The sequence below is a fragment of the Niallia sp. FSL W8-0954 genome, assembly GCF_038005605.1.
In the GTDB taxonomy this organism is placed as follows: Bacteria; Bacillota; Bacilli; order Bacillales; family Cytobacillaceae; genus Niallia; species Niallia circulans_A.
On the sequence record NZ_JBBOTN010000001.1, the window covers coordinates 327,432 to 340,526 of the forward strand.

At 36.4% G+C, this 13,095-nt stretch carries 13 protein-coding genes; 12 read left to right on the top strand and 1 reads right to left on the bottom strand.

Going from position 1 to position 13,095, the window contains the following annotated elements; all coding sequences use genetic code 11:
- Position 1 precedes the first annotated feature (1 nt).
- The 12 genes from menA (at position 2) to tuaH (ending at position 12,578) form a co-directional block, all read left to right on the top strand.
- A complete protein-coding gene (gene menA, locus NX902_RS01745) occupies positions 2 to 943 on the top strand; it encodes a 1,4-dihydroxy-2-naphthoate polyprenyltransferase (protein ID WP_095331153.1) in 942 nt (313 codons plus the stop codon).
- A 50-nt stretch (positions 944 to 993) separates the two neighbouring features.
- Complete coding sequence (locus tag NX902_RS01750; protein WP_172859512.1) at positions 994 to 1,797, top strand: energy-coupling factor transporter ATPase; 804 nt, start codon at positions 994 to 996, stop codon at positions 1,795 to 1,797.
- Complete coding sequence (locus NX902_RS01755; protein WP_095331205.1) at positions 1,782 to 2,639, top strand: energy-coupling factor transporter ATPase; 858 nt, start codon at positions 1,782 to 1,784, stop codon at positions 2,637 to 2,639. Before NX902_RS01750 ends, NX902_RS01755 begins: the two co-directional genes overlap by 16 nt.
- Positions 2,636 to 3,430, top strand: a complete 795-nt coding sequence (locus NX902_RS01760; RefSeq protein WP_095331149.1) for an energy-coupling factor transporter transmembrane component T family protein — start codon at positions 2,636 to 2,638, stop codon at positions 3,428 to 3,430. The genes NX902_RS01755 and NX902_RS01760 overlap by 4 nt, the downstream gene beginning before the upstream one ends.
- 732 nt (positions 3,431 to 4,162) lie before the next feature.
- Complete coding sequence (locus NX902_RS01765) at positions 4,163 to 4,822, top strand: sugar transferase (protein WP_095331147.1); 660 nt, start codon at positions 4,163 to 4,165, stop codon at positions 4,820 to 4,822.
- The gene (gene tuaB / locus NX902_RS01770) at positions 4,823 to 6,265 is read left to right on the top strand and encodes a teichuronic acid biosynthesis protein TuaB (protein ID WP_123258759.1); all 1,443 of its coding nucleotides are present in this window, start codon (positions 4,823 to 4,825) and stop codon (positions 6,263 to 6,265) included.
- Between the two features lie 39 nt (positions 6,266 to 6,304).
- Positions 6,305 to 7,531, top strand: a complete 1,227-nt coding sequence (tuaC, locus tag NX902_RS01775; protein ID WP_341160518.1) for a teichuronic acid biosynthesis protein TuaC — start codon at positions 6,305 to 6,307, stop codon at positions 7,529 to 7,531.
- On the top strand, positions 7,531 to 8,460 hold the full coding sequence (locus tag NX902_RS01780; RefSeq protein WP_095331141.1) for an NAD-dependent epimerase/dehydratase family protein: 930 nt from the start codon (positions 7,531 to 7,533) through the stop codon (positions 8,458 to 8,460). The genes tuaC and NX902_RS01780 overlap by 1 nt, the downstream gene beginning before the upstream one ends.
- A 30-nt stretch (positions 8,461 to 8,490) precedes the next feature.
- Positions 8,491 to 9,930 (top strand): O-antigen ligase family protein, encoded by a 1,440-nt coding sequence (locus NX902_RS01785; protein ID WP_095331139.1) that lies wholly within the window; start codon positions 8,491 to 8,493, stop codon positions 9,928 to 9,930.
- Between the two features lie 29 nt (positions 9,931 to 9,959).
- Positions 9,960 to 10,625 carry a hypothetical protein gene (locus NX902_RS01790; RefSeq protein ID WP_123258763.1) on the top strand — a complete coding sequence of 222 codons (666 nt, stop codon included), beginning with the start codon at positions 9,960 to 9,962 and terminating at the stop codon, positions 10,623 to 10,625.
- Positions 10,626 to 10,641: 16 nt separating this feature from the next.
- Entirely contained in the window at positions 10,642 to 11,391 is a 750-nt protein-coding gene (gene tuaG / locus NX902_RS01795) for a teichuronic acid biosynthesis protein TuaG (RefSeq protein ID WP_123258764.1), read from the top strand.
- A 20-nt stretch (positions 11,392 to 11,411) separates the two neighbouring features.
- On the top strand, positions 11,412 to 12,578 hold the full coding sequence (tuaH, locus tag NX902_RS01800; protein ID WP_171509231.1) for a teichuronic acid biosynthesis protein TuaH: 1,167 nt from the start codon (positions 11,412 to 11,414) through the stop codon (positions 12,576 to 12,578).
- Positions 12,579 to 12,619: 41 nt separating this feature from the next.
- Here tuaH and NX902_RS01805 read toward each other — a convergent pair whose 3' ends face one another.
- A complete protein-coding gene (locus NX902_RS01805; RefSeq protein WP_095331131.1) occupies positions 12,620 to 13,042 on the bottom strand; it encodes an Rrf2 family transcriptional regulator in 423 nt (140 codons plus the stop codon).
- Positions 13,043 to 13,095: the final 53 nt, after the last annotated feature.

Consider the following 13,095-nt stretch of genomic DNA (forward strand, 5'->3'; position numbering starts at 1 on the left):
AATGTCGATTCGTTCATTTTTAAAGTTAGTAGAAATACAAACAAAAATAGCTAGTATCTTCCCATTTTTTATTGGCATATTATTCGTATTATATCGGTATGAGGCACTTCATTGGAAAAATACACTAATATTCTTTGCCTCTATGTTGATCTTTGATTTAACAACAACGGCGATTAATAATTATATGGATTATCGAAAGGCAAATAGTGATGAATATAGGAAGGAAAAAAACGTAATAGGACAAGAGGGGATAAAGGAAAGCACCGTTATCGCAACCATATTCACCCTTTTTTTTACAGCAACGGGGCTAGGTATTTGGCTTACTGCTGAAACAGGATTATTGGTGCTTTTGATTGGATTTATCTGCTTTTGCATTGGCATCCTCTATACCTTTGGACCAATTCCTTTATCAAGAATGCCTTTAGGAGAAGTTTTTTCCGGTGTAACAATGGGATTTGGGATCGTTTTTCTTACGGTCTATGTCAATGCGTTTGATTATGGGATTGCTTCCTTAGTATGGGAACAAGACGTGATTTTGCTGCAAGTAAACATAATAAAAATAATCGAAATTATCATTGTATCTTTACCTTGTATGTTTACGATCGCGAATCTTATGCTGGCAAACAATATTTGTGATGTAGAAGACGATATAAAAAATCATCGTTTCACTTTACCATTTTATTTAGGAAAGAAATACTCCCTATGGCTGTATAATGGCCTTTATGCGGGATCCTTTATGGCTATATTAATCTCTGTGTTTTTTCACTTACTACCAGTTATTGCGTTAATTAGCTTAATTGCTATTTTACCAGTTTATAAGCATATTCGGATTTTTAACCAAATCCAAGTTAAATCTAAAACATTTAGTTTAGCAGTGAAAAATCTAATTATTGTGAATGGATGTCTAGTATTATCTTTAGCTATGTTTTTTATTATTAGTTAAATAAATATATTGTTAGCGTTCTAAGCTTTTCTATGGAGGGGGTATTCGTTTTGCAAACCGTTTTGGAAGTGGAGGAATTAAGCTTTCGGTATGATAAAAAGCGTGATAAGAGTCATGTGGAAAATATTTCCTTTCTATTAAGAGAGGGGGAATGGACAGCGCTAATTGGTCATAATGGAAGTGGGAAATCCACCTTAGCTCATTTACTTGTTGGCTTGCTTCAACCCGATGAAGGGAAAATTAAGATAAATGGAGTTAGTCAAAAGAAAGGGCAAGGTGCTCAGGGGATTGGCATTGTTTTTCAAAATCCAGAAAATCAATTCATTGGAACAACTGTAGAAGATGATGTGGCTTTCGGGCTGGAAAATATAAATATGTCTTATGAAGAAATGCATGAAAGAGTGGATCAGGCACTAACAGATGTAGATATGCTCGGCTTTCGCATGGTGGATCCTTCTCAATTATCAGGTGGACAAAAACAAAGGGTCGCAATTGCAGGAATGCTGGCATTAGAGCCCAAGGTACTTATATTGGATGAGGCCTTTGTTATGTTAGATCCAAGAAGTCGCAAGGAATTAATGGCAATTATACGCAAATTAACAAATAAGGGAATGACAATCCTATCCATTACGCATGACATGGAAGAAGCTGCACAGGCTGATAGAGTAATGGTCATGGAACAAGGGAGAATAACAAAAATTGAAAGTCCCTCTCAGTTGTTTTATACAGATTCTACCTTAGAAAAACCATTTTCAGAGAAACTCAGAGAATCTTTGAAAAATAGAGGGAGTAAGGTTCCAGATAAATATATGACAGAAGAAGAAATGGTGCGATGGATATGCAAATCGAATTAAAAGATGTATCTGCTAATTATCAAATTGGACCGATCCGTAAACCCAATGTATTAAACTCCATCAATCTTACTATTGAATCAGGTACTTTTACAGCACTCATCGGAAGAACTGGTGCAGGAAAATCAAGTCTATTAAAGATATTGAACGGCTTACTTCTTCCAACAAAAGGAAGCGTTCGTATAGGAGAGACAATGATAGAATCACCTATCCAAAAAGAGAATATCCGTAAGATTCGAAAGCAAGTGGGGATGGTGTTCCAATTTCCAGAGTCCCAATTATTTGCGGAAACAGTGGAAAAGGACATTTGTTTTGGTCCGCTTAACTTTGGCGTATCGTTGGAAGAAGCGCAAGAAAAGGCTGCACAGGTAATTGAGCTAGTGGGCTTAGAGCCGTCTATTTTATCAAAATCCCCCTTTGCTTTATCGGGAGGACAAAAAAGGCGAGTGGCGATTGCAGGAATATTAGCAATGGAGCCATCTGTACTTGTCTTAGATGAACCTGGGGCGGGGTTGGATCCGCAGGGGAAAAAGGAAATAATGTCTCTTCTAGCTACTTGGCATAAACAAGCATCTTTAACAACTATTCTCGTTACACACGATATGGAGGATGTGGCTTTATTCGCAGACCAAGTTATTTTAATGGATCAAGGAAAAATTATCAAATCGGACAAAACAAAAATGATTTTTTCAGATCCAGCTTTATTGGAAAGTTGGGGGCTGGAAATGCCACAGGCTCGGTATTATCAAATGAAAATTGAACAAGAAACAGGAATAAAATTACCAAGGGTTTGCTTAACGCTGGATGAATTAGCAGATGCTTTAGTTTCGGTGGGGTTAGTATGAATAAATTAATATTAGGAAGATACTTTCCGGGAGAATCCTGGCTCCATCAGTTGGATGCTCGGGCAAAAATGATTTCTGTCCTTTTACTTATAGCTATGCTATTTATAGCAGATAATTGGATGGCCTACTTATTTTTATGGATGATTACCCTTTTCATTATGCACTTATCACAAGTCCCTTTCCGTACCTATGTACGAGGAGTCAAACCAATGATATGGCTCATTCTATTTACTGTAATACTGCAGGTACTATTTACTTCTGGCAGTAATGTATATATAGCATGGGGGCCAATTACTATTTCAGAGTATGGATTAATAAATGGAATCTTTATCTTTAGTCGTTTTGTTCTTATTGTATTTTTATCTACTGTCTTAACATTAACTACAAAACCAATCGATTTGACAGATGGAATAAATAAAATGCTATCTCCATTGCGTTTTATTAAGGTACCTGTAGATGATATTAGCATTATGTTATCTATTTCTTTGCGATTCATTCCCAATTTATTAGATGAAACACAAAAAGTGATGGATGCTCAAAAGGCAAGAGGGACGGAGTTTGGCCAAGGCTCGTTATTTCAGCAGATGAAAACTTTAGTCCCAATTTTTCTTCCTTTATTTGTGAGTTCTCTGAATAGAGCCGAGGACATGGCTAATATGATGGATGTTAAAGGATACCGTGCGGGAATAAAACGCTCGGCATTTCGGAGAGTATATTGGAAGAAACAAGATACATGGTGTTTATGTAGTGTATGTTTCATTGGAGTAATTACGGTTTTATTAAGCAGATAATAAATCAGGAAAAGAAAGTGGCTGGAACAAAATATAGACGAATAATCTCTAATTTAGTGGTGAAACCAATTCGTTCCATTGTGCTACAGACACTCTATGCGCCTAATGTACAAAAATTGATTTTATTCAAGGAACGTCATAACTTTATATGGAGAATCTGCGGGCATTAATGAGCCGGGAAGCCAACGTTATCAATAGCTGCTCCTCTTCACTAGGCTATCATGCCCGCCTCTCCATATAAAGTTGGTTTTGGGGAAATATCCAAATTGTACATAGTTAAACTGCATTTCCAGACTCCTATGGGAGCTTCAATAAATTTATATGTTGGATGTAGCATGAGATGACTTCTGTTACCTTTTTTCTCTGCTCCTCTTCCTTTTGGGCACAGAGAGTTCTTTTCTGTTAATTTCTTCCTTTTTTGTTATTTTCATATACCTTCCTTCTTAAAATAAATAAAAGCCCCGAACAATTATACTAATTTTTTAATGTAAATGTATAATTTGTTCGGGGTTATATTTGATTGAATACTTACGCTCCCCACCTCTGTGTTCCCCGCTTCGTTTGATAAAAAGAGTAATCCAAATCAGCTTAGCATGCTCCATTTTATGTCAACATCAATCGGAAATTTACAATCCTTTACTATTCCTTAAAATAGATTCAATGATTTATTAACATTGGAACCCTATACTAAATCTGATAGCTCAGATAGATAAAACTTTGAGGTGAAAAAACATGCAGGCTAACAGGAGTATCCATATTTTAAAAGAGATATCAATTGTACAAGCAAATAACCTTAAATCTTCTAAAAAAGTTTCCTTTTATCAAATTTTTAAAAGAATGATGGATCTCTTTATAGCAAGTATAGGTATTGTTATAACTCTCCCGTTGATTCTTCTATTTGCTATTCTCATCCGCATAGATTCACCAGGTTCTCCCTTTTATGTCCAACAAAGGGTTGGCAAGAATGGCAAATGCTTTCGCTTAATTAAATTGCGATCGATGAGAATGGATGCGGAGAAAGACGGGGAAAAATGGGCAGAGGTCAATGATCCGAGAATTACAAAAATTGGCTCATTTATAAGAAAAACAAGAATTGATGAGTTACCACAATTATTTTCTGTTTTAAAAGGTGATATGTCTATTATCGGACCACGACCGGAAAGACCTTCTTTTACGGAACAATTTAGCAAGGAAATTGATGGTTTTTCGAATAGGCTGCTTGTAAAACCAGGATTAACAGGTCTTGCACAGGTCAATGGAGGGTATGACATCACACCAAGAGAAAAGCTAAAGTACGATCTTCAATATATTAATAATGTAACATTTTCTTTGGAAATGAAAATTTTAGTAAAGACGATAAAAGTAGTGCTCACAGGAGAGGGTGCAAGGTAATTGGACTCCATAAAAGGCAAAATCAATAGTGGAGCAAAATGGACCAGTATATCGACGATTGTTATTACTCTCTTACAGATTGGGCAGTTTATTGTACTGGGAAATATCATGAGTGCAAAGGAATTCGGTATGATTGGCATGCTGACGACAATCACCATCTTTGCACAAATTTTTGTGGAATTAGGCTTAGGTGCTGCAGTCATCCAAAAACATCATGCAACAGACAGGCAGTTGTCTACCCTTTTTTGGATAAATGTTCTTTTAGGAATATTTATTTGTTTCCTTATGCAGGCAGCAAGTCCGATGATTGCAGACTATTTTCAAACAAAAGAGTTAGAGGGAAAGGTCAGATTACTATCAATTGTATTTTTGATTGCTCCTATAGGACAGCAGTCACAGTACTTAATGCAGCGAGACTTATCGTTTAAGACATTAGGAAAGATCGAAACGTTCTCAAATGTTTTTAGCTTTAGTCTCTTAATTGGACTGCTCCTATTTATAAAGCAAAATCCAATTAATGCTTATGTATGGTCACAGGTTTGTCTTTATTCCTTGAAAGGAATTCTTTTTTATATTTGTTACTCTCCAAAGTGGAGACCAAGCTTTGTGCTAGATATTAAAGATTGTAAAGAATTTTTCTCTTTTGGTGTGTATCAGCTTTTATCACGGCTCGTAAATCGATTGGGAAGCAATATGGATATGTTGTTGATTGGAAGATTTATGGGCATGGAGGCATTAGGGATTTATAACCTAGTCTATCAAATTATCACCATTCCCGTTCTTAAGTTAAATCCTATTATAACGAGAGTTGCTTTTCCAGTGTTTGCGAAAGATAAAAATAATAATCGGGCATTAGAGAGTGGTTATTTATATATGACCAAATTATTAGCAATTGTGTCGTTTCCATTGCTATTAGGGCTCTATGCTGTTGCAGATTTAGTAATCCCACTCTTCTTTGGAGAGCAATGGATGGCGGCTGTTCCTATTTTAGAAATTATGATTATAGTAGGAATTCTAAGGGTCCTTATGAATCCCAATGGGAGCATTATATTAGCAAAGGGAAAAGCAGACATTGCTTTTTATTGGGACTTAGGAGTGTTAGTTTGTTACGGGTTAGCATTATTAGCAGCAGTTCGGAGTAATCAGCTGGAAATAGTAGCATGGACATATGTAGGTGTAAGCATTCTTAATTTTATCGGTGGGAGAATCCTATTAACTAGAATGATAGGGCTTCAGCTAAAAAGTTATGTAAAAGCATTACTGCTGCCATTGATTCTTGCGGTGGTCAGCAGTGGGATTGCGTTATTGTTAAAAACGCAAATGACTTCTATTCATAATAATTTGGTTTGGGCACTTGTATGGTCTGTGTTGATAAGCGGGATTATTTATTTGCTAATGCTACATGCATTAAAACATGTAGCATTTCGAGAAGAATATCAATAAAAGGAATAAGTCAATAAGCCGAACGATAGGATGTGTATCATGAAAGTATTGTGGATAACAAGTGTATACCCTAGTGCAGATAACCCTGGAAGCGGGGTGTTTCATGAAACACAGGTGAGAGCATTATCTTCTTTAGGAGTGGAGATAACAGTTATTAATCCAGTTCCATCAAATGCTTCTTTCTTTAGAATATGGAAGAAAAAATATCGTAAAAAGAACTATCCATATTTAGAGAAAAGGCATGGTGTAAACATATATAGGCCTGTGTATAGAGCGACACCTGGTCAACTTCGCTGGTTTCAGCCAGATAAACGTATCGCAGCGTGTATTCTTAAAACCTGGAAGAAAGAGAACATAGAGGCTGACTTGATCCATGCACACTTTGCTATGCCTTCGGGAGGGGCAGCAAGAATCGTTGCCTCTAAATATAAAAAGCCTTGGCTGCTCACATTACATGGAAGTGATGTACATATTTATCCATCATTTAGTCGAAGTGCGGATCGTATTTTTCAAAAAACAGTGAAGTCCGCAGATGAAGTTATTGCCGTAGGAGAACATCTGGCTGCTGCAGCTGAGATGAAGACTGGGAGAAAGTGTTTGCCGTTACCGCTCGGAATTGATTTATCGAAATTTACATTAAATCAGGCAGCTGCTTTGAAAGAAAGCTCTAGAAAGGAATTAGCATTGCCTGTCAATAAAAAAATCATTTTGTTTGTAGGGCGTCTTGTGAAAGAAAAGGGGATTTTTGAATTAGCGGAGGCATTAGCTTATCTTCCGGAAGACTATGTAGTGGTTTATGTGGGAGCCGGCCAAGGAAAAGAAAGGCTGCAAAAGGAAAAAACGTATAATAAACGATTATTCTTAGCAGGACAAATTCCTAATGAGAAGGTAAGCGATTATTTATCAGCATGCGATATTTTTATTTTACCATCCTATTCGGAAGGATTGCCGACAGTTGTTATAGAGGCAATGGCTTTAAAAATACCGATCATTTGCACAAGTGTCGGCGGGATACCAGATTTATTTGGAGAGTACGCCGATTTGCTGATTCAGCCTCGGTCGGTACAAGAGATTGTAACAAGAGTGAAAGAGCAAGCAGCTGATGCAGCCTTGTTTGACAAAGCTGCAGAACAATTATATCAGCGTGTTCTTGATAACTATTCTGCAGTTGATAATGCTAAAAAACTACTGAGGAATTACCAAGAATTAGCAAGTAAGTCAATTGAATCTACTAATCAATTAAATCACTTTTGGGAGGAAGCGTAATGACCAAGGTTCTTGTTACTGGTGGAGCAGGCTTTATTGGTTCACATATTGTCGAGAGTTTGTTAGATGAGGGATATGAAGTAATAGTTATCGATAATTTCTCTACTGGGAAATTTGAGAATATTAAGGATTTACCAATTAAAATATGCCCGTTTGATATAACGGATTCTCGTGTGATTGATTATATTGTCGACTTAAAACCTGATTATATTATTCATCAAGCAGCCCAAGTAAGTGTGGCAGAATCCGTTCATGACATATTACATGATGAGAATGTAAATGTAAAAGGATCATTGCATGTCATTAAAGCAGCTATTCGCGCTTCTGTACAGAAAATATTATTTGCCTCTTCTGCAGCTGTATACGGGAATCCAGTCGAGCTCCCTGTTACGACAGAACATCCAACTTTGCCAGAATCGCCTTATGGGTTAACGAAATTGACGGTTGAAAAATATTTGAAGTTAGCTTCTAAATTATATGGACTCTCCTATGGGATTTTAAGATATAGCAATGTCTATGGACCAAAGCAGGATGGTAAAGGAGAAGGCGGGGTTATCTCTATTTTTGCTGATCGTGTTTTCGAAAATAAGGCGCCAGTCATATACGGATCTGGAGAACAAACAAGAGATTTCATTTATGTAAAAGACGTTGCCAGCGCAAATTTACATGCATTAAAGCAGGATGAAAATCTTTGCTTGAATATTTCAGCCAATAATCGAATCTCGATAAATCAACTTTGGGAAAATATAGCTGATATAAGTGAGGTATCATTAAAACCGATTTATAAAGCAGAAAGAGAAGGCGATATTCTCCATAGTATTTTATGCAATGAACAGACAATACAAAAGCTGAAATGGAAGCCACAAACCAATTTAGAATATGGATTAAGAGAAACGCTATTCTCATCCAAACAAGTTTTACAAAAGTAATCAAAAGGTAGGGAGGAAGGATTGTAGAAGTTGGGAAATAACCGTACAGTAAGCAAAACAATAGGGTTCAGCGTATTAGGTATCGGTTGTCTTACCGTTTTATATTGGACAACGATATATCAATTAACTTGGATACTTCCCATCGTATGTATATGGATTGCGATTCAAGTGGGAATATATTTGAAATCAATCATAACACTTGATCAATTATTTCAAAATGTCATGTATGTCTTATTGCTTTCCACCTTTCTTAATCAGTCCATCCTGAGTGTGAATGTTGGTGCTTTTACCGTTTTTTTATACAGAATATTGCTATTATTGGCAATCATTTTATATATAGGCACTGCTTTGTACAAAAAAAGGATGGTACACGACTTTAACCGCAGTGGACTACCGTTTATTTGGTTGTTCTTTGGTGGATGGATTCTTTATGGAACCATTTCTATTCTTTGGTCCATTTCTATTATTGCTTCCCTTAAATACATGTCTTTATTGGTTATGGGAATAGCATTTGTCTATTTAGCGAATGTAACATTTAAAACTCGGCAACAGCTCCAGTACTTTTTGGCAGGATGGATTGGAATGACCATTTTATTAGTAGGAATAGGATTTGTGAATTATATCTTTTCTATTCAATTACCAAGTTCCGGATTATATGGTGCTTCCAGTTATAAACTGTCGTATCCGACAGCCGTTTTTTACAACCAAAATGATTTTGCTGTCTATTTAGGCATTTCTTTTTTCTTGTTTTTAGCTGTTGTAAAAAATACTAAGAGAACAATGCTGAAGGGATCTATGTTTATTTTAAGCATCTTAGTTTTCCTGCTTATCTATTTAACAGAATCACGTGCTGGATTACTGGCGCTTGCAGGAGGCGGATTAGTGTATATATTCCTGATCATTCCGAAGTGGTGGAAGAAACTAATATTGCGAATTAGTCTTGGAGTAGGGTTACTAGGAGGAATAATATTTGCTAACAGAGGATTTAGTAAAATTCAGAGTCTTATAGAGTTATCCGGACAATATGAGCTTAATGAAGTGCTACCATCAAACTTAGCGAGAATCAATCTTTTAAGAAATACGTTTTCTTATTTGCTCGATTCTTATGGATTTGGAATTGGAGCAGGAAATATTCCTTATTATCTGGAGTATAAGAGTTATTTTCCAACAGGAAATGTCTACCAAGTACATAATTGGTATGCCGAAATCGCCGGAAACTTTGGCTTAATGATTTTGCTTGGCTACTTAATGATATTGATTTATGCATTTATATCATTCTATCGAGCGTACGAAAAGACGGAAAGCGGGACAGATAAAATGTTGTTAGAGGCGTGTATGATCGGAATGGTATCATTCATTATTTCGAGTATTAGCCCCAGTTCGGTGATGAACTTATATTTTCATTGGGTGTTTCTTGGGTTTATTTTATGTACACTGTCTGTTTATAAAAATAAAAAGCTAGAATCTTAACTTTCACAGCAGAAAGGGAGAGTTCGTTTGTGAAGTCTGTTTTATCAATTATAGCCACTAGATGGAAAAAATATTTTATTCCTTTATTATTGCTTAGTGCCCTTTTAGGAGCAATAGGATGGTTTGCCCCAGCTGGGAAAGAAAAGGGAGCAGTTAAAGCAGAGGCCACTATTTTACTAGGGAATTATGAAAATGAGTACTTAAATAATAGTGAAGTAATTGCATCCTTATTAAGAAATGAAACGACTTTTGTACACTATTTACCCGGTGTCGATATAGAGAAGGAACAGCTTCTTATTTCTGCGGATACCCCTAAAAAGATCAGCTTTACACTTACTGGTCCAAGTGAACAAGAAGCCGTAGATTCCTTATCAGAATTAGTAACTGCCTTTCTGGAAATGGATCAACAGTATTATCAAGAAAAAGAAGAAATTATCTCAGAAAGCATTGATCAGCTTCAAGAAATAACTGTTCAAGCAGAATCAGCTGTTGATCAACAACGATTTCTATATGAACTAAAAACAAAACAAGTCAATATGCAGCCAGCAATGCTAGTTAAGGATGTCGCAGCAGTAAGTGGGGATAATCGTGTAATCTCTCCTCGAGATCGAGCGCTAATGGGTGTTATGATCGGCATCATGCTCAGTTGTTTATGGATTATTTATCCGGTGTTCTTAAAATCTGAATCTGACTAAAAGAGGTGAGTGGAAGATGGCTCCATCTGTATCCATTATTATGCCTTCCTATAATTGTAAAGAGTATATATCTTTTAGCATCCAGTCTGTTAGGGAACAAACATACACAGATTGGGAACTGCTCATTGTTGATGACCATTCCACAGACGGCACAGTTGAGGTATTAAAGGAATGGGAAAAAGTAGAAGAGCGAATTCGAGTTTTTTACAGAACGGTTAATGGTGGAGCGGCTGTTGCTCGCAATATGGCGCTCGAGCATGCACGAGGAAAATATATTGCCTTTTTAGACAGTGATGATCGATGGAAACAAGAAAAGCTTGAAGTTCAATTAGCTTATATGAAGGAAAATCAGTATGCTTTCACCTTTACTGCTTATGAGTGTATTGATCAAAAAGGAGAGCAGATAAATAAATATATTCGAGTTCCTGAGCAAGTGGATTATCAAACCATGCTAAAAAATACAATTGTTGGTTGTCTTACTGTTCTAATTGATCGTGAACAAGTAGGGAATTTTCAAATGCCCAACATCCGTACTCGGCAGGATCTAGCAACTTGGTTAATGATTTTGAAGCGAGGTTTCCGTGCATTTGGCTTAAACGAAATATTAGCAGAATACAGGGTAGGAAATGATTCAATTTCTAAAAATAAATGGAAAGCAGCAAAAAATAATTGGCATGTTTATCGTCAAATAGAGCAGTTGAATTTCTTGCAGTCATCCTGGTATTTTTCTCATTATGCTTATAATGCTATTCGGAAGAGACTGTAGAAGGTAGAGGAGCATAGAAAATGAGAACAATCCACGTTATCGTTGCAACTGGCGTTTGGAATTTAGACAATTTAACTTATCGAAGACATCGATTTGCAGAATTTCTGCAAAAGCAGCAGGAAACAGAGGAAGTAATCTGGTTATGTCCAGGGGAAAAACAGACACCAGAAGTAACGAGATTAGAAAATGGTATTTACCAGTGGATAATCAGTGATTTGGGAAATTATAAAGTACAACGATTCGCTCGATTTATCCCCTTTTTCTACCAAAAGAAGCTCCGAAGTTTAAGTAATTATTTAGCGGAAAAAAAAGGGGATTATTTGGTGAATTTATGGTATACCTATCCTGCCTTTCCGACTTTGCATAAGATATATTCCTGGGATCAAATCGTTTATGATTGCAGTGATTTATGGGCAGAACAATTGAGCGGGAAATTTTCTTTCCTTTCTTATTTAAAGCAAAAGATCATCTATCAAAGTGAACAAACAATTGTTGAAAAGGCAAGTTATATTACTTGTACTTCAAGCTTTTTAGCGGAGGAAATAATAAGTAGAACACCAGCTTATCGAGATAAGATTTTTACGTATGAAAATGGAGTAGAATACGAGCTTTTTCAGGAACGGAAGAATAGGGAGCCAGTTATAGAAAAAGAAGGGCTGACGATTGGTTACATTGGTGGGATTAAACCAAAGCTTGATTTTGGATTAATCCAGCAAATTGCACAAATGAGAAGGGATTGGACCATTTTATTAGTTGGTCCAGATGGAACGAATAACAGCCCGGAATTTATGAAATTATTGAAGGAACCCAATATTCAATGGATGGGAAGTGTATCGAGAAATCAGGTTCCAGCTTATATGCATATGCTTGATATAGGGATTATGCCATATAAGGATACTCCATATAATAAGGCTATTTTTCCATTAAAGCTTTTTGAATTTCTTGCTGCTGGAAAACCAGTGATAGGGATGAACTTGCCTTCAACAAAAGGATATGTAGAAGAAGGCGTTTATGAACTTTTGCTAGGGGAGCCAGAAGTGAATCAATTTATTCATGCCTGTGAAAAGATGGCAGAAAATGCTGGTAGCCAAGTGTGGCAGAGCAGAAGAAAGCAACTTGCCATGTTAAAAGATTGGGAGAATATCTTCCAAGAGATGATCCAAGTCGACAAAGAAACTAGCATATGAGGGATACCTGATGGCTAGTTTCTTTGTCGTTCTTATTCAGGTTAAATTTTACTGTATATTTCCATTTCATCCATTATATCTTGTAGTGTAATATGTTCTAATTCCTTTTCCATTGTTAGTTGGATGGTAGAAAAAGTCCTGTTTAAGGTTGGATGAATTTTGCTTCCTATCGGGCAACGGTGATTTGGATGATCATGTATTGCGAACCATTCACTTTTTGGTTGAACGGCTAAATAAATGTCTAAAAGAGTAATATCAGCAGGAGATTTTAATAAGGATGCCCCAGAAATGCCTGCTCTGCTCGTTAGCATTCCTCCTCTTTTTAAAAGTCCGCACATTCTTCTTATCACTACAGGATTTGTATTCACACTTTCTGCAATAGAATCAGAGGTTATTTGTTCGTATGGTTTCGAGGCAATTAAAGATAGGATATGAATAGCAACAGATAGCCGGCTGTTAGCCATAATAGATAGACACCACCAATCAAATTTTTTGTCATTCATTAGGAATACGTTAT

Bases quoted from the DNA above. Each gene is read 5' to 3' on its own strand.
- menA (WP_095331153.1), top strand. From the start codon at position 2: ATGTCGATTCGTTCATTTTTAAAGTTAGTAGAAATACAAACAAAAATA.
- NX902_RS01755 (WP_095331205.1), top strand. From the start codon at position 1,782: ATGCAAATCGAATTAAAAGATGTATCTGCTAATTATCAAATTGGACCG.
- NX902_RS01760 (WP_095331149.1), top strand. From the start codon at position 2,636: ATGAATAAATTAATATTAGGAAGATACTTTCCGGGAGAATCCTGGCTC.
- NX902_RS01765 (WP_095331147.1), top strand. From the start codon at position 4,163: ATGCAGGCTAACAGGAGTATCCATATTTTAAAAGAGATATCAATTGTA.
- tuaC (WP_341160518.1), top strand. From the start codon at position 6,305: ATGAAAGTATTGTGGATAACAAGTGTATACCCTAGTGCAGATAACCCT.
- NX902_RS01780 (WP_095331141.1), top strand. From the start codon at position 7,531: ATGACCAAGGTTCTTGTTACTGGTGGAGCAGGCTTTATTGGTTCACAT.
- tuaG (WP_123258764.1), top strand. From the start codon at position 10,642: ATGGCTCCATCTGTATCCATTATTATGCCTTCCTATAATTGTAAAGAG.
- tuaH (WP_171509231.1), top strand. From the start codon at position 11,412: ATGAGAACAATCCACGTTATCGTTGCAACTGGCGTTTGGAATTTAGAC.
- NX902_RS01805 (WP_095331131.1), bottom strand. From the start codon at position 13,042: ATGGCTAACAGCCGGCTATCTGTTGCTATTCATATCCTATCTTTAATT.